This window comes from Alteromonas sp. H39 (genome assembly GCF_047556435.1).
Lineage (GTDB): Bacteria > Pseudomonadota > Gammaproteobacteria > Enterobacterales > Alteromonadaceae > Alteromonas.
Genome location: NZ_CP180210.1, coordinates 3,619,807 through 3,642,656 on the forward strand (window position 1 = coordinate 3,619,807; position 22,850 = coordinate 3,642,656).

Below are 22,850 nucleotides of genomic sequence, written 5' to 3' on the forward strand. Positions count from 1 at the left end.
GGAGAGAGTTAGCCCCCTTCTATGCGCACTGAAAGTAGCAACGAAGGAGAGTCAGTTTGTGTTTATCCATTCTCCCGAGTCACTATCTATTTTTTATTGCATTGAGCGCCCTGTATCTTTTCCCACAGCGCTTCGGCCTCTGCAGTGAGACTTGAATAGGTTTTAATGTCGCCATTTCGCTGCGCATGCATAGCTTTTTCCAGCAAGACATCATATTGCTTGCGCATTTTCTTGGTGGGATCAGAGTTAAACAAACCAAACATGATTGCGCCTTTTTAGATTAACTGCGTTTCAATAACCATAGTGTGCAGGCAGCATCAACAAAACCCCACTTAATGTTTTGTCATGTTGATGGAAAAGACTCAAATTCAATGTGAAAAGCGGGCGCGATGAAAGTCAGCCTCTTAAAAAAATGCCATCGTACGACTGACGATGGCATAGCGTTCGGTTATATCAGTCCCAGATGGCTGGCGTGAAACTGCAGATGTTCATCAATGAATGAAGCAATGAAGAAGTAACTGTGATCGTATCCTTCATGCATATTCAAGGTGAGTGGCGTATCCGTTTGCTGCGCCGCATTTAACAGCGCTTCCGGTTTCAATTGCTCGGTAAGAAACTGATCGGCTCGCCCCTGCTCCACTAATAAAGGCACATAGTGGGTTTTCTCGGCAAGCAGCACCGACGCATCATATTGCTCCCAGGCAGACTTATCGTTACCCAGATACCCACCAAATGCCTTATGTCCCCATGGGCAATTCATGGGATTGGCGATTGGACTAAATGCGGATACCGACACGTAACGTTCGGGGTTACGCAGCCCAATTACCAGTGCGCCATGCCCTCCCATAGAGTGACCACTAATGGCCCGCTCTCGCGTAACCGGCAGATTCGCTTCAATCAAATCCGGCAACTCTTTGGTGACGTAGTCGTACATCTGATAGTTAGCTTTCCACGGCGACTGTGTCGCGTTGACGTAAAAGCCAGCGCCCAATCCCATGTCATAGGCCCCTTCAGCATCATCAGCAACACCGTCACCGCGCGGGCTGGTATCCGGCGCCACTATCGCCATGCCCAGCTCGGCGGCCATTTTCATGGCACCGGCTTTTTGCATGAAATTTTCATCTGTACACGTGAGTCCGGATAGCCAGTACAACACAGGGACCGGGTTTTCTTCTGTCGCGAAGGGCGGCATATACACCGCGAAGGTCATTTTGCAGTTAGTAACTTCTGACTGGTGCGTGTAACGACTATGCCTGCCGCCAAACGCTCTGTTTTCGCTAATCAGTTCCATTATGCATCGGCCTCATCAAACAGCACTACGCTTCGAATACTTTTTCCTTCATGCATCAGCTCAAACGCCTCATTAATGTCGCCAAGCGGCATTTTGTGCGTAATAAAGGTTTTCAGCGGAATTTCACCATTGAGATACTGTTCAACAATGCCCGGCAACTCTGAACGTCCTTTAACGCCACCAAAGGCGGTACCACGCCACACGCGTCCGGTGACCAATTGGAACGGACGGGTAGAAATCTCCTGACCGGCACCGGCTACGCCAATGATCACCGATTCCCCCCAGCCTTTATGACAACATTCAAGGGCACTGCGCATCACGTTGACATTGCCAATACACTCGAATGAATAATCCACACCGCCATCTGTCATCTCAACAATGACTTCCTGAATCGGTTTGTCATAATCTTTCGGATTGACCACATCTGTGGCGCCTAACTGCTTCGCCAGCTCAAATTTGTCCGGATTAATATCAATTGCAATGATACGCCCGGCCTTTGCCATGACCGCACCAATAATGGCCGATAAGCCGATACCACCCAGGCCGAAGACAGCAACGGTATCGCCCTCTTCTACCTTAGCGGTGTTCAATACCGCGCCCATACCAGTGGTAACGCCACAACCGAGCAGACAAACTTCCTCCAGCGGCGCATCGGGATTCACCTTGGCCAGCGAAATCTCAGGCAAGACGGTGTATTCGGAAAACGTGGACGTTCCCATGTAATGATAAATAGGCTCGCCATCTTTGCTGAACCGTGTCGTGCCGTCAGGCATGAGGCCTTTGCCCTGGGTTTCACGAATTTTTCCGCACAGATTGGTTTTGCCTGATTTACAGAATTTGCATTCGCCACATTCGGGAGTGTAAAGGGGAATAACGTGGTCTCCCACTTTTACACTGGTTACGCCTTCACCGACGGACTCAACGATACCACCGCCCTCGTGTCCCAGAATACTGGGGAAGATCCCTTCAGGATCCTCACCCGATAAGGTAAATGCGTCGGTGTGACATACACCGCTGGCTATTACCTTGATTCTTACCTCACCCGCTTTGGGCGGCGCGACATCTACTTTTTCAATTTTTAAGGGCTCACCTGCACCCCATGCGACTGCGGCATTGCAGGTTATCGTTTGTCCTTCCATCATTATTCTCCCGGCTTTCGCGTAATGCGTTCAGTAAAGGGTCTATCGGCTTTTGGATCAAGTTCGTTTACACTAACCACCAAATTTTCAAGGTAAGCGATAACATGTTGAGAAGTTTGGGCCATCAGGTAGTCGGTATCCTATCCGTTCTTATTTATTTCGTTAATACGGTTTTCTGGGCGACACAGATATTTATTTTGTCTTTTTTCAAATTAATTCCCTTTGCCCCCTGGCGCAAATTCATCTCCTATCTACTGGATAACTGCGCCACCGCATGGATAGGGGTAAATAATCTCAATCAACGGGTCACCAGCAATACGACCTGGCATGTTCAGGGCTTATCTGAACTCTCCCCAAAAGACTGGTATCTGGTTATCGCTAATCACCAGTCATGGGTAGATATTCTGGTTTTGCAACGGGTTTTCAACCGCCGGATCCCGTTTCTGAAGTTCTTTTTGAAAAAAGAGCTAATCTGGGTACCCATTCTCGGAATAGCGTGGTGGGCTCTCGATTTCCCGTTTATGCGTCGCTACACCAAATCGTTTCTGGCCAAAAATCCGCACCTGAAAGGTAAGGATATGGAAACCACCCGCGCTGCGTGCGAGAAGTTTAAACATAAGCCCGTGAGCATTATGAATTTTGTGGAAGGCACGCGGTTCACACACGACAAGCATGAGCGTCAGGCGTCGCCGTTTACGCATTTGTTGAAACCAAGAGCTGGCGGTGTGGCATTTGTGCTTACGGCAATGGGAAATCAGTTACATAAACTTATCGATGTCACCATTGACTACCCAGCGGGCGTTCCCTCGTTCTGGGACTTCGTGAGTGGCAAAGTGAAAGTTATCCGGGTAAATATATCGGTCACGCCGATCAAAGACATTGTTCAGGGCGGTTTTTTCAGCGCGGATTACTTCGATAATCCTGAACAACGTGCCCGTTTTCAGCAGTGGCTCAACACTCGTTGGGAGCACAAAGACAATTTACTCGAATCGATGAATTCAACACAGTCACCATTATGAAAGTTGTACTAATACCACTAATATTTGTGCTTCATACCGCACTACAAATTACGAACCTTGCCTTATGGGGAGGCCTTATCATTCTGCTCGGTCTGGTAAAGCTGATAATACCGGTTGCCGCTTTTCGCCGCGCCCTGATGACAGTGATGCACGGTATGATGTTTTGTTTTGGAACAATCAGTGTGGGCTTTATCCGGTTTTTCAATTCGGTAGAGATGGACTATCGAATACACGGGGAACTCAGTAAAGAAAACTGGTACCTGATTGTGGCAAATCACTTAAGCTATCTGGACATTATCTTGCTTATTGAATTTGCAGCCAAACGCATTCCTGCGCCCAAATTCTTTCTCAAACAGGAATTGATTTGGTTGCCGTTCGTGGGGCTTGGCGCCTGGGCACTGGATATGCCGTTTATGCGACGATACAGTAAAGCCTATCTGGCTAAACACCCGGAAAAGCAAGGTAAAGACATCGAAACCACCAAAGCCTATTGCCAGAAATTTAAGTCCACGCCGACCACGGTGATTAACTTCGTAGAAGGTACTCGCTACACCCCCAAAAAACATGCATTACGGGCAAGCCAGTACCGCAACCTGTTGCCACCCAAAGCCGGTGGCGTAGCGTTTACCCTGACGGCCATGGGAGACCTGTTTACCAACGTACTTGATGTTTCTTTATTGTATCCAAAGAACGCAAAGCATCCAATGATGTCTATGCTTTGCGGACAAATGACCCAAATCGTAATCGATGTAAACGTGATGGAAGTACCAGAACCAGCCAGTGATGTTCCTGCCGATCCTCAGGATTTTCGATCACGTTTTCAGGGCTGGCTGAACACGTTGTGGGCCATGAAAGACAGTCGAATTTCTCAAATACTGGGGCACTAATCTGTGAAAGTTGCGTCATCAATCAGAGATACATTTATGCACACCGTTCAGGACTTATTCCCAGGTCTGACAACGGAAGATCCTCTTTATAACGCACTGGCGCTGGGTTTCATTATCACAGTCGCACTGGTTATCTGGCTGGCGGCCCGGGTGTTGCTGCGTGCTCAGATAGCCCTCTGGGTAAAGCGTTCAAAAACGCAGTGGGATAACTCGCTGCTGGATCACGGCTTCTTCAAACGACTGATGCATCTGATACCAGCACTGTGGATTTTTCTGGTTACTCCGGTACTGATTAATGATGAAAATGTCCTGCAAGGCTTACTGATAAAAACCTCGCAGCTGTACATGCTATTTACCGCGCTGCTGGCGATGTTTGCTCTGCTTAACACGCTGGAAGACGTGTATAACCAGTCGTCGATGTCCCGCCGCGCTTCTATTACCGGGTTTATCCAGGTCGCTAAGCTTGCCTTCGCGATCCTGGTACTGTTGTTAAGTATCTCGCTGATTATTAACCGCAGCCCCCTGATTATCGTGTCAGGACTCACCGCACTGGCGGCAGTGTTGCTGTTAATTTTCCGCGATACCATCATGGGGTTTGTATCCGGTATTCAGATTGCGGCCAACCGCATGTTCACCACCGGTGACTGGATCACGATGCCCAAATACGAAGTCGACGGCGAGATCATGGAGATTGGTCTGACGAACGTAAAAGTGCAAAACTGGGACAAAACTATCTCCACCCTGCCCTCTTACAGCCTTACCAATGAGGCGGTGAAGAACTGGCGGGGCATGCAGGAATCCGGCGGGCGCCGCATAAAGCGGGCAATTTACATTGATATCAACTCAATCAGGCTATGCAGTCAGGAGATGCTGGATCGCTTTTCCAAAATTCGCTACATCTCGGAATATATTGATGCCAAAGTGAACGAGTTACGTGCTTACCACCGTGATTACTCTATTGATGAGTCTGACCTGCTGAACAAACGAAAACTCACTAACATTGGTACCTTCAGAGCCTACCTTGAGGCCTACCTAGCAAAACACCCGAAGGTAAACCAGTCGCTGACGATGATGGTGAGACAGTTACCGCCCAACGAATTGGGATTGCCGCTGGAAGTTTACTGCTTTTGTACTGACAAAGAGTGGGTGAAGTATGAAAAAGTACAGGCTGATATTTTTGATCATATTCTGGCGATGATGCCATTGTTTGATTTGCGGGTGTATCAGCGCGATAACCACCTGGCGATGCCGCTAGCAATGCCACAATATACTTCCGGACCGGAAAAGGTGTCTGAGGCAGACGACCCAGCCACGAAAGAAGACTGTAATGGCAGTAAAGAAGAGTAGCATTATGCTGTATTATACACTTTGCAATGAAATGATACTGCCTGCTGGTAGTGACAAAAAACGGCGCTGAATGCGCCGTTTTTTTCATCACTGTTAATGGGAATTACCCGCTGGTGTCACGCCAGACCGTAACCCAGCATCAGACAGACAACCAGACCTGAGACGCCAAAAAAACCGTATTCGATTTTTTCCTGCATACCTTTACTGCCTGTCGCAGGTGACAGAAATCCCATAATAATGCTGCTCAGTCCCAAAGTGAACGCGACGAGCATCACACCGAACATAATTGCGTTAGTCCAATCAGTCATCATTTTTACCCTTACTTTAAGCTGTGCGTATTATGCACCAAAGCCAACTATTTGAATATGCTGCTTTAGTAAAAAATCCACTGCTTTGATCTTAGTCAATCTGACTAATTAATAACAGGGATCGCCAACTCTATATCTCGCCGAGTCACATCGGGACGCATGAAAAACACTTATCTCATTGAATTTAAATACTTTAATAAAAATGGCCTGCGCATTGCTGAACATAGCTGAGAGTACCAATATCTGAGGTAACAGCCTCCGTGTATATAAGGAATAACTGACCATGAAAACACGTACCACCTTATCTATTATTGCTGCAGGTATGCTGGTGTCCGGCGCGGTGAACGCCCATGCAGAGTTCAATAACGATCATTGTGATGTGGAACTGGATGGCAACATTCAATACTACAAGGGTCTGCTGACTGTGGATATGAACAACGGCAGTACTATGACCATCACCGACGACTACGAACTAACCATTAATGGCGAAAGTGTATCGTTAACTAGTGAGCAGCAGCGCTGGGTTGAAGATTACTACGACCAGATCGACACGGCCATCCCTATGACGCTGAATATTGCAGCAGAAGGGCTTGAGATCGCCAGTACAGCGGTGGGTGAAGTGTTCGGTGAATTGCTCGGTGCTGATGATGAAATGGTAAGAGAGTTTGATGATCTGTTTACCGGTCTCTCTCAGGAAATGAAAACCCGCTTCTACGATGCACAGGGTAATATCCGCGTAAACTCAAATGAATTTAACCAGCCCGGATGGTTTGATAACGCCTGGGAGAATGAATTTGAAGCGCGCATTGAATCGCTGGTATCACAGTCTGTGGGTCGTATTATGGTCGCTATCGGCACCGAGATGATGTTTGGCGATGGCGATATGACCGCATTTGAGCAAAAAATGGAGCGCTTTGGTGAAAGCATTGAAAACCGCGTAGAAAAGCAGGCCAGGGCCCTTGAAGACGATGCTGAAGCCCTGTGCGCAGTATTGGCCAAAGCAGACTATGCAGAGAAGCAGATGCAAAAACATATTGATGGTTTGGACGATCTGAACCTGTTGGATATGAAAGGCGGCGAGCTAAAAATGTAGCCTGCTATCACTTCCGTGCTAGCATAGTCCTTCTTTAGTTGAGCGATACGACTATGCAGCACAATCTTGTATTATGCGGGCATGGCTGGTTAGGGGGTTACCTCGCCGCCACCTGCCCTGACGCGCAAATCACTGCCACCACGCGTACTGCCGAGAAACAGCAGGCGCTTGCCGGCGAAGGGATACATGCCCTTTGTTTTTCTTTAGGTGATGACCCTTCTCAGTTAGTTCAGGCAAGTAAAGACGCGACCGTTATTCTGAACATTCCCCCCGGCAGACGAAGCAAAGATTTGGGCGATTTCAGGCAACAAATGTGCGAGCTGGTCGATGGCTTTATGGAACATAACGCACGCCAGGTCGTGTTTATCAGTACGACCTCCGTATACGGCGATGAAACCGACGGAACCGTGACTGAAACCTCGGCAACGGATCCTCAGACAGAGTCTGCCAAGGCCCATGTCGCCATTGAAAAACACATCCAGCATTATCCGGCAAATCGTTATACCATTTTACGTCTGGCCGGCCTTACTGGTCCTGACAGACATCCGGTTAACATGCTAAGCGGAAAGCATTTTAGCAGCGGCAATAAAGTCGTTAATCTGGTACATATTCATGATGTCACTACCGCATTAACGCGAATTATCGAACGCGGTGGTAAGGGAGAAGTGCTGCATTTGTGTAGTCTGAGCCACCCTAAACGAGGTGACTATTATAGCCGCTGTGCCCATGAAAGAGGCTTGCCACCGCCTACGTTCGATGACACTACCGCGGTACCTGTGGGGAAACAAATAGACGCAACGTGGAGTTGGGAACAGCTAGGGGTTACTCCCGCATATCCTACTGTGGAAGACATGATGTAATCTGCATTCCCGCGCTGATGATTGGCGTTGACTAATATCAAAAACAAAGACGCCCGCGACACATGCGGGCGTTTTGCTTATCGGTTTCTGGTTGACGTGGACTGAGTCCCCCGACATTCGGGGAAGCCCGGTTTATTGCTACTTAACCAAATAAACTCACGCCAAAATATTTCAGCGCCACCGTGTTGATGAAGATAATCAACAGAATGACCGGAATAAACGTACCCACTGAAATATCGACATAGCGCTCAAAGAAGCTGCCTTTATAACTGGCTGCCCCCTGATCGAGCGACGCATTGAAGTTCGCTTTCTTCCAGCGATAGATAACAAAAATACAAATAAGGAAGCCGTTTAGCGGCAGTATGGTGTCGTAGAAAACATCATATACAATGTCGAAGAACGACTTAGGCGTATCGGCGTAACTTGTAAAACTGGTTAGAAAGTCGACATACCCAAAAGATAACGCGCACAAACAGGCCAGCAAAATCATTCCTACACCCAGGATGAATAGCGCAGGTTTGCGGTTCATGTCTTTCTCATCCATCAGCGCGGCAACAGGCACCTCAAAGATAGATACCAGAGACGTGATGGCGGCAAAAAACACCAGCAAAAAGAACAGGCTTGCTACAACAGATGCGCCGATGTAGCCAATACTGGATTGCAGCGCCAGGAAAATCTGTGGCAAATACGTGAAGATCATCCCGATAGACGACTCACTCAGCTCGCTTGGATTAGTGTCCGGATTAAAGGAGAATATCGCAGGCAGAATCATCAGTCCGGCCGTGAACGCCACTGCAGTGTCGGTCAGTGCCACCAGTTTCGCGGAATTTGGCACGTCGGCACGGTTGTCGATGTAGCTACCATATGTGATCATGATCCCCATACCCAGCGACAATGAGAAAAAGGCCTGAGACAACGCACCGTTTACCACCGAGGCGTTGATTTTGGAGAAGTCAGGAATAAGGTAAAATTTCACCCCTTCCATGGCGTTGTCCTGCATAAGCACAAAGATAACCAGTCCAATCAACATAACGAACAACGCCGGCATTAGCAGCTTGGCCGCCTTTTCAATGCCCTCTTTCACACCGCCCTGCAATATGAGATACACCACCGCAACAACAACGGCCATGTAAATAAAAATCCGGGGGGAATTAATAAACGCACCGAAAGTGTCAGGATTCGCCAGCGCTTCAAGATCGCCAGTCATGGCTTCAAAGAGGTAACCAAAAATCCACACGGTGATCACCATGTAGAATACTGCAATCATGAACGGTGTGATGATGGAAAGCCAGCCCGCGAGTTTCCAGTGCGGGGCATTGTTGCTCAGGTCGCGATACGCGCCAAGGGGATCTTTACGGGCATGACGCCCGACTGACATCTCTGCCAGCATAACGGGCAGACAAATAGCGAATACAAATATGGCGTACATGAGCAAAAATGCACCACCGCCATTTTTCGCCGCACCTACCGGAAACCCTACCAGATTCCCAATTCCCACAGCAGACCCTGCCGCTGCTAAAATAAAACCGATGCGCGATCCGAACTGTTCTCTGGCGCCGCTCATACCCAGTTTCCTCTTGTTGACTTATTGTTATCGTTGTCGCGGGCAAACGTTTTTTTATTGTCGATAGAATGACGGTAACGCCACTACTGCGCGTGCTACCAGTACCCTGCACGTTCATCCCGAGCAAAGCATGTTAACAGCAGATTTTTTAAATGTCTTGATGTTAAACGTGTGAGTGGCCTGCTCCGGCGTATACGCTGACGTACGGAAGAGGCGCAACGAGAGGTTATTGCACAAATGCAATCGGGTTACCACAGTGGTGTCATCAGCCTGGTAGCGACTGACGGCTTCATCACAAGAAGGCTTTCATGGGTAGAAACGCAGTAAAACCGGCTACCAGTTAATGGGCTCGCCATCCCAGTCCAGATAATAAGGCCCTTCTTTAGGATCCAGATCGCGGGTGATTTTCAACAATTGAGACACAGTGAACTCTGGTGTGAAAAGTTTTTCCGGCTTGACGTTGCCCTGAAACGGTTCCGACAGCGCCGTATCAACGGTCCCGGGGTGGTAACACACCAACGCAGTGCCTTTAGCGCGCCGCCCATATTCAATGGCGGCTGTTTTTATCATCATGTTTAAGGCGGCCTTCGATGCCCGATAGCCGTACCATCCGCCAAGGCGGTTGTCACTTATACTGCCTACACGCGCACTCACGCACACCAGCAACGCGTTATTGCTCATCACACCGACCAGGTGTTTTACCCATAACGATGGAATAATGGTGTTGACGGAGAAGTATGCCGATAACTGCTTTTCATTCAGTGATTCCAGTTGCTTCTCGGGTTGTACGTTGATGCCATCGACCTCGCCATGCAACATACCCACCGTGCAGACCGCCATTCTGACAGTTTGACCATCTGAACTAAGCTGTTTTACCACGTTTTCTATCTGACTTTCATCGTGGCTGTCGCAGGCTACGCTGGTCACGTTGTCCGGCCAGTTGTCATCTGTAAACCCGCTGCGGGACACCGCAATAACATCATTGTCGTTATCCGCCAGTTGCGACACCAACTCACGTCCTATTCCCCCTGACGCCCCAATAATTAGGCTGACTTCACTCATGTTTTTTCTCCACGTTGCATGTGCTGTCGCAAGGCCGTTTCTGCCCCGTCAACCAGTAAGAAATGGTATACCGGTGGCGGGCAAACAGGGTGTAAAAGTAATCGGCAACAATACGAATTCCCGGCCATCGAAGCGGTGCATATAACCACCCCTTGCCCACTGCCGACCATGCTTTGTGTGTCGCATCAAGACCTGTCACCAACGTGCCATCAGGTAGTTGAACATGAATTCTGGCATTCAGCGCTTGCCAGTCGAGTTGGGGAAAGCGACGCTGGAAATTTTCCGCCTGAATATCTTCAAACTGAATCGCCTGGTGTTCGTCATACTTTTTGAGATGACGCATTTCTGCCTGGCACAGCGGACAATATCCGTCATAAAAAATTATCATTACTACCTCTGGCTACTTTCAGGTGTCTCACGCGGGTGAGCTTTCATTACGAAAAAGCTTCCCTGTAGCAAACGTAAAATCGCGCAAAAAAATGATGTGATTTACTTTACTTACTGTGTCGCGACGTACGCTGATCATCGTAATGTTTGAGTATTGGAATAGAAATGTCGCTGAACGTTGCCACAGCTGCCAGAGCAAAGAAAATTAAACTTGTGTAACAAGGGGCTCGCTCTACGCTGACTCTCGTTATGGTATTTCACCTGCTGCGGGGCTCAATGATGATAACAACATGCATAAAAAATAAATTAGCGCGTTTTGGCATAACAGAAACCCTTGTGTTTCCTGCTGACAGCACCCACACTCAGAAAAAGTTAAGTCACCATAAGATGTGAGGAAAAAATATGGCAAACCATCAGGTCGCAACATTAGCCGGTGGCTGTTTTTGGTGTATAGAATCAGCATTTAACAGCGTAGACGGCGTTGAAAGTGCTATCTCTGGCTACGCCGGCGGGCAGACTGATTCACCGAGTTATGAGGCTGTTTGCCGAGGCGATACCGGGCATGCGGAAGTGGTGCAGGTCACGTTTGATGCAGACAGCATCACGTATCGGGAAATACTGGAGATTTTCTTTGCACTGCACGACCCAACACAATTAAACCGCCAGGGTAATGACGTCGGTACACAATATCGCAGCGCCGTCTTTTATCATAACGACGAGCAGCGACATCAGGCAGAAGCCATTATTCAGGAAATGACAGACGATGAAATCTGGCCAGATCCAATCGTTACCGAAGTCGTGCCAATTGATAACTATCACCCTGCTGAAGATTATCACCAGAACTACTTTAAAAATAATCCGCAGAATCAATACTGCGCAATGGTTGTTGCTCCCAAGCTGGCAAAATTCAAAAAGACATTTGCCTCCCGATTGCGATAACCACGGCCTGACAGCGCGTTGTGTTGGCAAGGCGTGATAAGAGATGTTGATTAAAGACAAAACGCCGCAATAACGATTGCGGCGTTTTTTTTGTCTGCTGCCAGCGCCAAGAGGCAGATTAATAGACAGCCAGTACCATCACTGCTTTTTAACGGCGCGTGGTTACCCAACCCGCATTGTGTGATCAGCTAAGAGAAAACACACCAATTCGGCTTGGTATTAGCGTGTTATTCAGTAAACCAAGCTTCATCCAGAGGTACAGAGAACAATAATGGCGCCATCGCGTTATAGTGGCTCTGATTCGCACCGCACTGCACATTTTTCAGATAATTTTTCTTCCAAGGGTCATTGATCAGCCACAGCGTGCTGTCAATTACGGCCAGCCCTTCAATTGAGGCATTATCCATCACCTCAGTGGCCGGACAATTTTCCTCCGCATCCTCAACCGGCGCGGTAAACTGCATCACGATGCGCGCTGTAGGCCGCGTATTGTTCTCGCTAATTACCCACAGCTCGTTGTCGTTTCGGGCCGCCGCCAGCAAAAAGCCCTGTTGCGACGCCTGGTGATAATAATACTCAAGGCCATTAATTGGATGATTTCCGCTCTCAAACTGTGGAACTGCCAATTGTGGCTCGGTCACTTCAATAAAGTCCTGACTCTCCCAGAAAGCCTCATCCATCTGAACTGAAAAAATTCTGGGCTGGCCCGCTTTGTCTTTCTCAAGACCAAGGTATAACAGACGCTCCGGGGTCATTGCCATGCCTTCAATGCCGTCATTGGGAAAATCTCCTACCTCAAAACTGGCAGGAAAAGAGACTGGGCGTACATTTGTCATGGTGGTGGTGCCATCGTCGTCGCGAAACAGCCTCACTAACAACGTTGGATAGTCCGTAGAGCCCGTTTCCGCAAAGCGCTGCTGACAACGAACCGACAACGCGCCGGTGCGCGTCGCATCTTCTGTAACAGTGTAGAATACCTGCTGATTTTGCGGATCTACTACCAGTGCTTCTAAATCTGGCTCTTCCTTTAAATAATTAGCAAAACAGCTTCGACGCACTTCTGTCGCCATACGCATCGATTCCGGCTTCGGTAACAGTGTGGCGTTCGCAGGATTAAGAACATGAATACGACGTTGTTGGTCAGTTTGAGCGCTGGCATCAGAGAGTGTTGCCAGCATGCCATTAACGTGGGTGAGCCCTGAGGTTTGTGGGTCGGCCATAATGCTGCCGTCAGCTTCTTTAATCCACTGCCCCTGCACGGTTAATACTGATGGCGATGTGTCGGCCTTCGCTTCGGGCATATTATCTGGCGCGTCTGAACACCCGGTAAGGCCTAGTGCCAGCATCACAACTGCGGTAGTTTGTTTTATCATTATCGCGCGATTCCTGTAGCTGCTTGAGTAGTTGAGAGTTGGTAGGGCCAAAAGCCACGATACTGTTATGTTTTACTTTCCCGTCACAAAGAAAGCGACAGCGTTACCCTACAATCCGTTGGTAAACCTGCTGCGTATTTGTTGATATGAATAACATTGGCATGAAGTATACCCAGCGCACAACGCAGTGCCAATGCTGCGCAGTGCTAACTCGGTGGAACTCATCGCAAAAAGACATACTTACTGACAAAAAGTCGTTATCTCACAACAAAAAAAGCGTTATGGTACGCCTATGACAACGACTCGACGAGCATCCGAAAAGCTCTTCGCAAATTGGTATCACCGGTAAATGAGGCAGCGTTATCAGTAAGCCAGAAGTTCCTGCCGTACTGGCAGGTCCCATAGTCAGGCACGTTAGCAGTGAACACTGTTTCCTGTGGATTGTCACGTCTGCACCGGTGACGGGTAGCGTGACGTTGCAGCAACACGCGCAGACTGTGGATGCAACGACCTGTATCGACTACGTCCCCGTTGGCTCCCGTGCATTCGTCGGCATGATTCGTATCGACTACACGTCGCCTGTCGAAGCAGACGTTCCGCTTCACTACGATTTGCAGTTTGACGAGCCGGCTTTTCAGTCCAGCTGGGAAGACACCAAAACCGGATTATGCTATCCCGGCACCACATCGCTAAGTTTCTGCTGGCAGCCACACCTACAGCAAGTGCTTCACGGTTCCTGCCGCAAACCACACCATCCGGGACAAGATGCGTTGACCCGGGTAGATAGCCTGCTTGAAAACGCAATCTGCAACAATAAGCGTCGCCCGGACTTGTTACTGATGACGGGCGATCAAATCTATGCAGACGATGTAGCGGGTCCGACGCTACAAGCCATTCAGGATGTCATTACCGCTTTAGGTCTTTACGGCGAACCGCTTGAAGGCGCGGTCATTAACCACAGTGATGAATTGCGCTCACACCCGCATAATTTTTATGAACGTGAACAGTTGCTGCCGAAAATCAGCACCAATACCGCACTGTCAAAACTCTTTTTCGGTGCCAAGAAAAAGCCGGTTTTCACTTCGGTTAACGCTCAGAATCATCTGATTAGCTTTGCAGAAGTGATGGCAATGTATTTGCTGGTTTGGTCTGATGCCCCCTGGGCATTTGTGACACCTAATAAAGAGGCTGTGAGCGGCGTTCATCAGGACAGGTTCGCTCACGAGCAGGATAATCTTAAAGGTTTCATTACTTGTTTGCCGCGTGTTCGTCGAACACTGGCCCATATTCCTACCTACATGATTTTTGACGATCACGATGTCACCGATGACTGGAACCTGACCCGAGGGTGGGAACAGGAAGTGTACGGACATCCGTTGTCTAAAAGGATGATAGGCAATGCGTTAATCGGTTACCTGTTATGCCAAGGCTGGGGGAATTATCCCGATAAATTCAAAGACATTCAGCCTGATATCAAAAAATCCTTCACAGCTGAGGGTATCCGACATCACGATGCTTTTATCGACATGTTGCTGGACTTTGAAGACTGGGATTATCAGTTAAACACCACGCCATCTATACACGTAATGGATACCCGAACCCGACGCTGGCGATCAGAGTCGAGCCTGAATAAGCCCTCGGGGCTCATGGACTGGGAGGCACTGTGTGAATTCCAGCAATCACTGATAGGCAAGCAGTCGGTAATTGTGGTGTCTGCCGCCCCCATATATGGAGTGAAGTTTATTGAGGCTGTGCAAAAAGTCTTCACCTTTTTTGGCAAGGCGCTGACCGTGGATGCGGAGAACTGGATGGCCCACAAAGGCACGGCCAACGTTATGTTGAACATTTTCAGGCATTACAAAACCCCGCCTGAATTTATAATTTTATCCGGTGACGTGCACTATTCTTTTGTGTATGACGTGCGACTGCGCTTCCAGCGCAACAGTCCTCATATTACGCAATTTACCTGCAGCGGTATTAAAAATTGCTTTCCGGATACACTCATCACCTGGCTGGATCGATTTAACCGTTGGCTATACAGCCCATCTTCGCCGTTAAACGTATTTACCCGTCGTCGAAATATGTCGGTAAGAGCCAGAGAGCCAGAGGGGCACGACGGGGAGCTGTTGAATGCGCCGGCTATTGGCTTACTTGAGTTAGACCAAAATGACACTACTGTTCATTGCAAAGCCTTGTGCGCGAGTGGAGAAACGGTAGAATTCCCACCGCACACACCACCCAAAGAGTAAAAGAGGGCAACGCATGAGTGATAGCGCGCTAAAAATCGGGTTATTTTACGGTTCCACTACCTGTTATACCGAAATGGCGGCAGAGAAAATTCAGGCCCAGCTCAATGCGCTGTTTGATGACCAGGTTGTGGACGTGCACAACATTCAGGAAACGTCACTCACCCGAACCACTGAGTATGACATCCTGATTTTTGGTATCTCCACCTGGGATTTTGGCGAATTACAGGAAGACTGGGAGTCGCACTGGGAAGAGGTTCATCAGTTGGATCTCAGTGATAAAATTATTGCGCTGTATGGGCTTGGCGATCAAATAGGCTATACCGACTGGTTCCAGGACGCACTGGGGATGCTACACGATGCCATCGTTCCCTCAGGTTGTCGTATTATCGGTTTCTGGCCAAATGCAGGCTATGACTTTGCGCAGTCTAAAGCATTAACAGATGATAAATCTCAGTTTGTGGGTTTGTCGCTGGATGACGAAAATCAGTACGATTTGACTGACGAGCGTATTCATACCTGGTGCCACCAGCTACTCGAAGAGCTCAGTGAGTAACACTGGCCGACTTCACAAAACCTATTTCAGAAACGGCGCCAGCCATCGTGATGGTGCCGATGTCTCCTTTAACGACATCAGAAAACTGTTCAACTTTTCCAGTATTACGATTGGCCGCTGGGTGACAACCCAGGAACAGCAGATCGCGGCCAACCTGTTTTTTGACGCACTTTACGACCTCATTGATATTTTACAGATCAATGAGCAGGTGATCTCACTGAACGGATCGCTGTCACTGGCTTTCGGACATGGCGGGCAAAAGCACAGCAGCGCGCATTATCATTCTGCCAAGCGACAGCTAGCACTGGCAAAAAATGCAGGTGGTGGCGCACTTGCCCACGAATGGTTCCATGCATTCGATCACTATATCGCTGGCAAAGTATTCCCTGATACCCGCAACGGTAGCTTTGCGTCGAAAGCCTGGCTGGATAACGCACCGCAGCACCCTCACCCACTGAATAATGCGCTGTGCGAATGCTTTTCTTTGATGTTTTTAGAGGACATGAACACGCCGAGTCACTACCTGACGCGCTCCATCGAGGCTGACCGGGCACTTAAAATGTACTATTACGCAATGCCACAGGAGATGGCTGCGAGGGCTTTCGAAGCCTGTATACAGGACCATGACATAAAAAATGCATTTTTAGTTCAGGGAACAAAAATGTCCACCGAAGCCAAACTGGGGATTTACCCTCAGGGCAACTTACGGGGTCTGCTCAACGATGCATTCGCCCTGTACTTCTATCAGTTGGGTGTCGCCTTGGCGGCAAAACCTACATAATACCGTCAGGCTTTGCCACTGTCTGCACAACCTGTATTTGCTAACCACAGCAGTATCGCCGGCGTTGATCGCGTAAAATGATTGCGTCCGTAAAAAAAGCCGGTGGAAAAACCTGCTTGCGCCAAGGCCAGTGCAGTCATCCTGCGTCTATCGAGGCAGGTTTTATCTTCCCTGTCTTTATCCTGGCCAGAACACCCGCCACGACACTGCCACACGTAGCGGGGAGGCGGTCAGCAAGTGAAAACTCACGCGTTATACTTTCTCTGCAAAACGGAGCAATTCGTTTATGATGGTATCCACCTGAACCGGTTTATTGAAATGTCCGTCAAAGCCGGCTTCTGTTGTCAGGCGCCGGGCTTCGGCATGTCCGTAGCCGGTAATGGCCAGAAAAAGTGAATTTTCCGGCAGCGCTGGCTTAATTAACCGAATCAGATCGTTACCGCTCATGTCTGGCAACCCGATATCAAGTAACGCCACATTGGGATTAAACTCTTTGAAGTGACTTAGCGCCTCATGACCCGAGTTATACACGGCAACTTCACACCCCTTCAAACTTAAAATAAGCGACAACCCGTCTGACACCGTTTCATTGTCATCCACCAGCATAACCCGCAACTTCTTTAATGCTTTTAAATCAGATGACGTGACAGGGGGTTGCGAAAGTGCAGTATCCTTTTGCGTACTTCCTTGGTCAACAGCCAGGGGTAAGGTTAAAGTGACTGTAGCCCCGTAACCTAAACCTTCGCTGTGAATTGTCACCGAACCTCCATGAAGCTCAGCAATTTGCTTTACCAGCGACAGTCCAATCCCAAGGCCATTGTTCTGACGTGTAGTGTTCTCTTTAATTTGCTGGAACGGTTCGAACACCTTATCTTTGAACTGCATGTCCAAACCAATGCCGCTGTCTTCTACCTGAATCGAAAATGCGTCTTCCGAACTCAGAAGCTTTACACGAATACGACCGTTTTCAGGTGTGAACTTTGATGCGTTGCTGATGATATTGTTGATAACCTGCTGAATTCTGAGCTTATCAAGAAGTGTCAGAATGGGTTTTTCCGGTAACTCCAACAGCAGTTCCTGATGGATTTGTTGCATAGAAGAGGTAAAATTCTGAACAACATCGCTAAGTAACAAATTGACATTCGTCAACGTTTTCTCTAAACGTACCTCGCCCCTTGAAATTCGGGTCAGATCGAGTAACCCATCTAACAACGCCGACACCAGCGTCACGTTGTTATTCATGATCCCCAGCGCCCAATCTGTTCTGCTACTATCCTGTTCAATTATCTGAACCGCGGCACTGATGGACGCCAGCGGATTACGAATTTCATGTCCTAACGTAGCAAGAAACTCATTTTTCTTTTCGTTAGCATGCTGTAACTCTTTTACGGCATTTTTAAGGGATGCTTCAAGCTTACGGTGCCCCGTCACATCGACCACCATCCCTATCAGCTTTTTCGATTTATCAGCACTGATTACGATTTGTCCGTTTGCTTCAATCCAGGTAGTTTGGTCGGTTTTTGCGTTTATTACGCGGTATATCGCATGGTAGTGCCCATCCCCATCTGGGTCCTGAGCTATCGCTATTTCCTTGTTTACTGCCTCTCTGTCGTCTTCATGAACGCCCTGAAGAAACTCATTATAAGTAACGATGTAGGTATCAAACCCCCAGATGTCGGAAAGCATCTCGTCCCAGTAAATCTTGTCATCGCCAATATTCCACTCAAATGAGCCCATATGGGCTGAATCTTTCGCGATGCGCAATCGGCTCTCGTTGGCCTTGAGCTGCTTCTCCATACTCTTTCGGTGTAAGGCCACGGATAAAATATTGGCGGCAGACATAATGAAATGCACGTCTTCCTGATTGAACGAACGTTTCTGCTTCGTATGCACGCCGAGAACGCCGTAGGGATTATCGCCATTTTCAATGATGCAACTCATACCACTGACGACTTTATGTTCAATCAGTAATTCCGGGCCAGAGAATCGCTGCTCGGTCATCAAATCTTCTACAATCACCGGCTCTGTGGTTGAAAGCGTAAAACCGGCCTGAGAAGCATTATTTACAGACACTTTGGTGTTGCCCACTACACCGTTATCCCAGCCCACACCGGCTTTCACAAGCAACTGTTCCTCGTCAGGCAGATACTCAAGCACCTTGCAGTATTCCACATCAAGCGTGTGCGCGACTTCACGTACCAACTGATCCATTAAGTTCAGTGTATCTTCGGTACTTAACGCTTTCATACCCAGCTTGGCAATAACTGCATGTTGCTCACTGCTGACTTTCAGTCTGTTGGCAGTTGCTTGCAGCGTAGTCACATCGATAAACGTAATCACCACGCCATCGACTTTTCTCGATTCGGTCTGGTAAGGCAGGATTTTGCGGATAAACCATTTATCGTCAGCTCTTAGCTGACGTTCGCTGGACTCCAGACTGTCCAGCACACGCTGAGCTTCCTCTAATGTATCTTCACTGATAAGCGTACTGCTCAGCGCATTTATCGGCTGGTCAATATCCAGGTTGCCTATTCTCAACAGGCGCTCAGCGGCCGGGGTATATCGCTTGATTTTAAGTTCACTGGACAGGAAAATCGTTGCCAGGTTGGTGCTGGCAAAAAAGTTTTTGATGTCATCATGGGTTGAAGATAGCTCATCAATTTTGTCTTTAAGCTGAGCATTTACTGTAGTCAGTTCTTCGTTTAGTGAGCGAAGCTCTTCTGTGCTTGCCTCCAACTCTTCATTCGAAGATTGCAGCTCCTCGTTAGTCGATAATGCCTCCTCATGCGCCGCCTTGAGTTCTTCAGTACTGGTTTCCAGCTCTTCTACAGTGCTTTGCAGTTCATCCTTGGTTTCACGGAGTTCGCGCTCCATCGACTCTATCATGCTGTCCTGATCCTGATGACTCAGCATATCAGAAGAAAAACCCGGCTCATGCAGTTCTGGTAACACCTCTTCAAAAGAGATAACCACACTGCCATCTTCACGGTTACCGTACGATGATGGGGTAATGATACAGCGATAATTTGGACGATCGCTTGTCGGCTTCGTTGGTAGCGGAAAGTTAACCGTTACTTTTTCGCCGGATTTCTTGGCTTTGTATATTCCACTTCGCATCCGGGTACGGATTTCAGGATGGAGCATAGTGTAGAGATCCAGTGCCGCCTGTCCCTCTTCGGGAAGTTGTAAAAACCGGTTTACGTTACCGTGGAAATAGGTAATCGCGTTCTGGTCATCAACAATCACTGAGGGCTTTACTGCCATCAGTAATGTTTGTTGCACCCAGTTGTCCTGACTCTGTTGTTTCGCCTCACGTTTTGTTTGTAACTTTTCTCTATTCTCTTTCCCGTTAAAGAAAGTTGGCAAAACAGATGGGTAGTTTTTTACGTTATCACGTTGTTTTCGACAGTATATGCGCCATTTTTTTGATAACGGACTAAAGAGATCCTTTTGCTCACCAATACTTTCTGAGCTGCCCAGAAATAAATAACCTTCAGGCACAAGCGAGTAGAAAAAAGATTTCATCGCCCGCTTTTGTGCAGATTGCTGTAAATAAATCAGTAAATTTCGGCAACTTACCAAATGGAGTTTTGAAAACGGCGGGTCCACATACACATTTTGCTGAGCAAAGGAAATAACGTCACGGATCCGGCTATTAACCTGAGCGTCCCCCTCATTATTTACCTTAAAATATTTATCAACAAACGCTTCCGGAAGTTCAGATATAACACTGGTAGAATAAACACCTCTCCTTGCCTTATGAATGGCTTCCTCATCAATATCAGTCGCGAAAATACGAAGGCCTAACTCCTTATTTGATTTTTCAATCTGCTCAAGAAAAAGCATCGCCAACGTATAGGCTTCTTCACCACTGGCACATCCTGCTACCCAAACGCGAATATCTTCGCCCTCTTCAACTTCATCGACGATGTTTGCAATGACTTTGCTATCCAGTTCTTCAAATGCCTCACGATCCCGAAAGAAGTCAGTGACGTTGATTAATAAGTCACGTATTAAGGCCTGACGCTCGCTCTCACTGTTGCGCAAACTCGTCAGATACGCGGATGAACTTTTCATTCCGGTAAGACTCATTCTGCGAAACAACCTGCGCTTCACTGTGCTGTCTTTGTATTGACTAAGATCGAAACGTTCCTGTGCTTTTAATAGCGCACGAATCTGTTTGATATCCTGCGTATCGGTAAATTTGTCTTGATCGTCGGTTTGATGATAAGGATGTGCTGCATATTCCAGTAACAATCTGGGAATGCTTTCAACGAAAAGGATTTCGTCAGCCACGCCAGCATTAATTGCTGACCTAGGCATACTTGGATAGTCTGCGCTTTCAGGGTGCTGAACAATAGACAACCCGCCTGCAGCTTTCAGTGCTCTGAGTCCCGCGGTGCCATCGCTGCCTGTGCCTGAAAAAACCAGTCCCACTGCTTTCGATTCGTAAGTATCGGCCAGGGATCGGAATAAATGATCTATCGCTCGTCGACTGCCGTGTACGTCAGGTTGATCTACGATCCTTATCTTATTACCAGCCACCTCAATGAATTTGCCTGGCGGAATAACATAGGCATTGCCAGCTTCAATCGCCTGATTGTCCTGCGCCTGACAAAAACGGAACTGACAGTCACGTGACAGAATATCAGCCAGCATACTCCTGTGGTTCGGGTCCAGATGCTGCACAACGACAAAAGCAATAGGTGCGTCATCAGGTACATGCGTGAAAAAACGTTTCAGCGCCTCAAGACCACCTGCTGACGCCCCCACACCAACGACTATCTGAGCATCTTTAATATCCGTACCACCCACGTGACTCTCCTTCGCTCTATGGCAAATTGCTTAAAATACCCAAACAGGATAAATAATAGTAACAAGCTGCCCCTGATATTTCAGGTATTTGTCTTCAGTACCGTTTCACCCAAGCCTGCAATCTTACAGATAAGATAACATCGCGCGTTTTTAAATCGTACTATATGTTTTAATTTGGCAGTGGCTATGCCGAATACGCGTAAAAATCGCTCATTCTCATCCTACTATTGCGGAATCTGTAAGATTAAGCAGCCGCCTCAGCTAAAGATCCTGTTTGCATGACGATCTGAAAGCTTCGAGAATGGATCTCATAAAAAAAGATTAAAAACAATAACTTACATTAGGTAAAAACAGAAATATCCGGCAGCCGAACCAGAAAACGCAGAGCCGGGCTAGACTTAGGATCTCCCCTCGTGGTAATTTGCACCTTCAGCTCAATCAGGCATTGATGTTGTTTTTTTACCAACTAGGTGTCGCTTTGGCGAACAAATCACCTCGAAATGTAAATAACTTTCGGTGATTTTTGTCTATTTTTTCAGCAACAAGTGTTAAGTCGTACTCTGATTTGTACAAAACCCTATTCATTTTTGTAACAAACAGTATACTAGTGTGTTCGAACGTAAGAGAAGAAAGAATACGAGATGAAAAGAAAAAAGCATACCACGGCCGATGACGAGGCTCAGATTGACATGACGCCCATGTTGGACATTGTGTTCATCATGTTGATTTTCTTCATTGTAACGACCTCGTTCGTCAAAGAAAAAGGACTGGATGTAAACCGTCCTGAAGATAATCAGTCCAATAACCAAAACCCGACTAAGTCATTGTCTATTCGCATCGACGCCAATGGCACTATTATGATGGGTGGTCGTGAAGTTGACATCCGTCGTGTTGTTGCCAACGCGCAAACTTTCCTGGCGGAAAATAACACTGACTCTGCCGCCATTCAGGCGCATGAAGATACCGAGCACGGTACAGTGGTTGAAGTCATGAACCAGGTGAAAATTGCTGGAATCGAAAAAGTATCGGTGCTGGTTAAAGGCTCCTGACCCCTTCTTTAATTTAAAAAAAACCGCCTCGATGGCGGTTTTTTTATGCGTATTAAAAACGATACATAGTTGTGATCTACCGTGTCGAAAGCGGTAGAGGATCGATCTAGGATCGAGTTGTCTGGAAAGCCATG

Annotated in this window: 19 protein-coding genes; 10 read left to right on the forward strand and 9 right to left on the reverse strand. The window is 47.8% G+C overall.

What is annotated here, in order from left to right; translation table 11 throughout:
* Window positions 1-86 precede the first annotated feature (86 nt).
* From ACLBLI_RS15795 to ACLBLI_RS15805, 3 genes are all read right to left on the reverse strand, one after another.
* Window positions 87-263, reverse strand: coding sequence for a DUF6435 family protein (locus tag ACLBLI_RS15795; protein ID WP_414828532.1), 177 nt, complete (start codon window positions 261-263; stop codon window positions 87-89).
* 185 nt (window positions 264-448) lie between these two features.
* Window positions 449-1,291, reverse strand: a complete 843-nt coding sequence (gene fghA / locus ACLBLI_RS15800) for an S-formylglutathione hydrolase (RefSeq protein WP_414828533.1) — start codon at window positions 1,289-1,291, stop codon at window positions 449-451.
* Window positions 1,291-2,433, reverse strand: coding sequence for an S-(hydroxymethyl)glutathione dehydrogenase/class III alcohol dehydrogenase (locus ACLBLI_RS15805; RefSeq protein WP_414828534.1), 1,143 nt, complete (start codon window positions 2,431-2,433; stop codon window positions 1,291-1,293). The genes fghA and ACLBLI_RS15805 overlap by 1 nt, the downstream gene beginning before the upstream one ends.
* A 101-nt stretch (window positions 2,434-2,534) precedes the next feature.
* On the opposite strand from ACLBLI_RS15805, the gene ACLBLI_RS15810 reads away from it, so the two are divergent.
* From ACLBLI_RS15810 to ACLBLI_RS15820, 3 genes are read left to right on the forward strand one after another with little or no spacing between them, the layout of a single operon-like run.
* A complete protein-coding gene (locus ACLBLI_RS15810; protein ID WP_414828535.1) occupies window positions 2,535-3,449 on the forward strand; it encodes an acyltransferase in 915 nt (304 codons plus the stop codon).
* Window positions 3,443-4,336: an acyltransferase gene (locus ACLBLI_RS15815; protein ID WP_414830977.1), complete on the forward strand. Its 894-nt coding sequence runs from the start codon at window positions 3,443-3,445 to the stop codon at window positions 4,334-4,336. The genes ACLBLI_RS15810 and ACLBLI_RS15815 overlap by 7 nt, the downstream gene beginning before the upstream one ends.
* Window positions 4,337-4,372: 36 nt before the next feature.
* On the forward strand, window positions 4,373-5,683 hold the full coding sequence (locus ACLBLI_RS15820) for a mechanosensitive ion channel family protein (RefSeq protein ID WP_414830978.1): 1,311 nt from the start codon (window positions 4,373-4,375) through the stop codon (window positions 5,681-5,683).
* A gap of 116 nt (window positions 5,684-5,799) precedes the next feature.
* On the opposite strand, the gene ACLBLI_RS15825 is transcribed toward ACLBLI_RS15820, so the two are convergent.
* Window positions 5,800-5,991: a hypothetical protein gene (locus ACLBLI_RS15825; protein ID WP_414830979.1), complete on the reverse strand. Its 192-nt coding sequence runs from the start codon at window positions 5,989-5,991 to the stop codon at window positions 5,800-5,802.
* 283 nt (window positions 5,992-6,274) lie between these two features.
* Between ACLBLI_RS15825 and ACLBLI_RS15830 the strand changes: the two genes are divergently transcribed.
* Both ACLBLI_RS15830 and ACLBLI_RS15835 read left to right on the forward strand, forming a co-directional pair.
* Complete coding sequence (locus ACLBLI_RS15830; protein WP_414828536.1) at window positions 6,275-7,084, forward strand: DUF2884 family protein; 810 nt, start codon at window positions 6,275-6,277, stop codon at window positions 7,082-7,084.
* A gap of 53 nt (window positions 7,085-7,137) precedes the next feature.
* Complete coding sequence (locus ACLBLI_RS15835; protein WP_414828537.1) at window positions 7,138-7,944, forward strand: NAD(P)H-binding protein; 807 nt, start codon at window positions 7,138-7,140, stop codon at window positions 7,942-7,944.
* 142 nt (window positions 7,945-8,086) lie between these two features.
* Here the strand turns inward: ACLBLI_RS15835 and ACLBLI_RS15840 are convergent, their stop codons facing one another.
* The 3 genes from ACLBLI_RS15840 to ACLBLI_RS15850 all read right to left on the reverse strand — a co-directional run bounded on the left by ACLBLI_RS15840 (window position 8,087) and on the right by ACLBLI_RS15850 (window position 10,958).
* Window positions 8,087-9,508 (reverse strand): sodium-dependent transporter, encoded by a 1,422-nt coding sequence (locus ACLBLI_RS15840; RefSeq protein WP_414828538.1) that lies wholly within the window; start codon window positions 9,506-9,508, stop codon window positions 8,087-8,089.
* A 333-nt stretch (window positions 9,509-9,841) separates the two neighbouring features.
* Complete coding sequence (locus ACLBLI_RS15845) at window positions 9,842-10,570, reverse strand: SDR family NAD(P)-dependent oxidoreductase (protein WP_414828539.1); 729 nt, start codon at window positions 10,568-10,570, stop codon at window positions 9,842-9,844.
* A complete protein-coding gene (locus tag ACLBLI_RS15850; protein ID WP_414828540.1) occupies window positions 10,563-10,958 on the reverse strand; it encodes a thiol-disulfide oxidoreductase DCC family protein in 396 nt (131 codons plus the stop codon). The genes ACLBLI_RS15845 and ACLBLI_RS15850 overlap by 8 nt, the downstream gene beginning before the upstream one ends.
* Before the next feature lie 401 nt (window positions 10,959-11,359).
* Here ACLBLI_RS15850 and msrA point away from each other — a divergent pair, with 401 nt between their 5' ends.
* On the forward strand, window positions 11,360-11,896 hold the full coding sequence (msrA, locus tag ACLBLI_RS15855) for a peptide-methionine (S)-S-oxide reductase MsrA (RefSeq protein WP_414828541.1): 537 nt from the start codon (window positions 11,360-11,362) through the stop codon (window positions 11,894-11,896).
* A gap of 227 nt (window positions 11,897-12,123) precedes the next feature.
* Here msrA and ACLBLI_RS15860 read toward each other — a convergent pair whose 3' ends face one another.
* A complete protein-coding gene (locus ACLBLI_RS15860) occupies window positions 12,124-13,269 on the reverse strand; it encodes a hypothetical protein (protein WP_414828542.1) in 1,146 nt (381 codons plus the stop codon).
* A gap of 362 nt (window positions 13,270-13,631) precedes the next feature.
* Here ACLBLI_RS15860 and ACLBLI_RS15865 point away from each other — a divergent pair, with 362 nt between their 5' ends.
* From ACLBLI_RS15865 to ACLBLI_RS15875, 3 genes are read left to right on the forward strand one after another with little or no spacing between them, the layout of a single operon-like run.
* On the forward strand, window positions 13,632-15,518 hold the full coding sequence (locus ACLBLI_RS15865) for an alkaline phosphatase family protein (protein ID WP_414830980.1): 1,887 nt from the start codon (window positions 13,632-13,634) through the stop codon (window positions 15,516-15,518).
* 13 nt (window positions 15,519-15,531) lie between these two features.
* On the forward strand, window positions 15,532-16,071 hold the full coding sequence (fldB, locus tag ACLBLI_RS15870) for a flavodoxin FldB (protein WP_414828543.1): 540 nt from the start codon (window positions 15,532-15,534) through the stop codon (window positions 16,069-16,071).
* On the forward strand, window positions 16,064-16,852 hold the full coding sequence (locus tag ACLBLI_RS15875; RefSeq protein WP_414828544.1) for a CLCA_X family protein: 789 nt from the start codon (window positions 16,064-16,066) through the stop codon (window positions 16,850-16,852). The genes fldB and ACLBLI_RS15875 overlap by 8 nt, the downstream gene beginning before the upstream one ends.
* Window positions 16,853-17,104: 252 nt before the next feature.
* Here ACLBLI_RS15875 and ACLBLI_RS15880 read toward each other — a convergent pair whose 3' ends face one another.
* Window positions 17,105-21,667, reverse strand: coding sequence for a chemotaxis protein CheB (locus ACLBLI_RS15880; RefSeq protein WP_414828545.1), 4,563 nt, complete (start codon window positions 21,665-21,667; stop codon window positions 17,105-17,107).
* A 641-nt stretch (window positions 21,668-22,308) separates the two neighbouring features.
* Here ACLBLI_RS15880 and ACLBLI_RS15885 point away from each other — a divergent pair.
* Window positions 22,309-22,716, forward strand: coding sequence for an ExbD/TolR family protein (locus tag ACLBLI_RS15885; RefSeq protein ID WP_414828546.1), 408 nt, complete (start codon window positions 22,309-22,311; stop codon window positions 22,714-22,716).
* The last annotated feature ends 134 nt before the right edge of the window (window positions 22,717-22,850 follow it).

What these genes read in the sequence shown, in the direction of transcription:
- ACLBLI_RS15795 (WP_414828532.1), bottom strand. Translation starts at nt 263, where the DNA reads ATGTTTGGTTTGTTTAACTCTGATCCCACCAAGAAAATGCGCAAGCAA.
- fghA (WP_414828533.1), bottom strand. Translation starts at nt 1,291, where the DNA reads ATGGAACTGATTAGCGAAAACAGAGCGTTTGGCGGCAGGCATAGTCGT.
- ACLBLI_RS15805 (WP_414828534.1), bottom strand. Translation starts at nt 2,433, where the DNA reads ATGATGGAAGGACAAACGATAACCTGCAATGCCGCAGTCGCATGGGGT.
- ACLBLI_RS15810 (WP_414828535.1), top strand. Translation starts at nt 2,535, where the DNA reads ATGTTGAGAAGTTTGGGCCATCAGGTAGTCGGTATCCTATCCGTTCTT.
- ACLBLI_RS15820 (WP_414830978.1), top strand. Translation starts at nt 4,373, where the DNA reads ATGCACACCGTTCAGGACTTATTCCCAGGTCTGACAACGGAAGATCCT.
- ACLBLI_RS15825 (WP_414830979.1), bottom strand. Translation starts at nt 5,991, where the DNA reads ATGACTGATTGGACTAACGCAATTATGTTCGGTGTGATGCTCGTCGCG.
- ACLBLI_RS15830 (WP_414828536.1), top strand. Translation starts at nt 6,275, where the DNA reads ATGAAAACACGTACCACCTTATCTATTATTGCTGCAGGTATGCTGGTG.
- ACLBLI_RS15835 (WP_414828537.1), top strand. Translation starts at nt 7,138, where the DNA reads ATGCAGCACAATCTTGTATTATGCGGGCATGGCTGGTTAGGGGGTTAC.
- ACLBLI_RS15840 (WP_414828538.1), bottom strand. Translation starts at nt 9,508, where the DNA reads ATGAGCGGCGCCAGAGAACAGTTCGGATCGCGCATCGGTTTTATTTTA.
- ACLBLI_RS15845 (WP_414828539.1), bottom strand. Translation starts at nt 10,570, where the DNA reads ATGAGTGAAGTCAGCCTAATTATTGGGGCGTCAGGGGGAATAGGACGT.
- ACLBLI_RS15850 (WP_414828540.1), bottom strand. Translation starts at nt 10,958, where the DNA reads ATGATAATTTTTTATGACGGATATTGTCCGCTGTGCCAGGCAGAAATG.
- msrA (WP_414828541.1), top strand. Translation starts at nt 11,360, where the DNA reads ATGGCAAACCATCAGGTCGCAACATTAGCCGGTGGCTGTTTTTGGTGT.
- ACLBLI_RS15860 (WP_414828542.1), bottom strand. Translation starts at nt 13,269, where the DNA reads ATGATAAAACAAACTACCGCAGTTGTGATGCTGGCACTAGGCCTTACC.
- fldB (WP_414828543.1), top strand. Translation starts at nt 15,532, where the DNA reads ATGAGTGATAGCGCGCTAAAAATCGGGTTATTTTACGGTTCCACTACC.
- ACLBLI_RS15885 (WP_414828546.1), top strand. Translation starts at nt 22,309, where the DNA reads ATGAAAAGAAAAAAGCATACCACGGCCGATGACGAGGCTCAGATTGAC.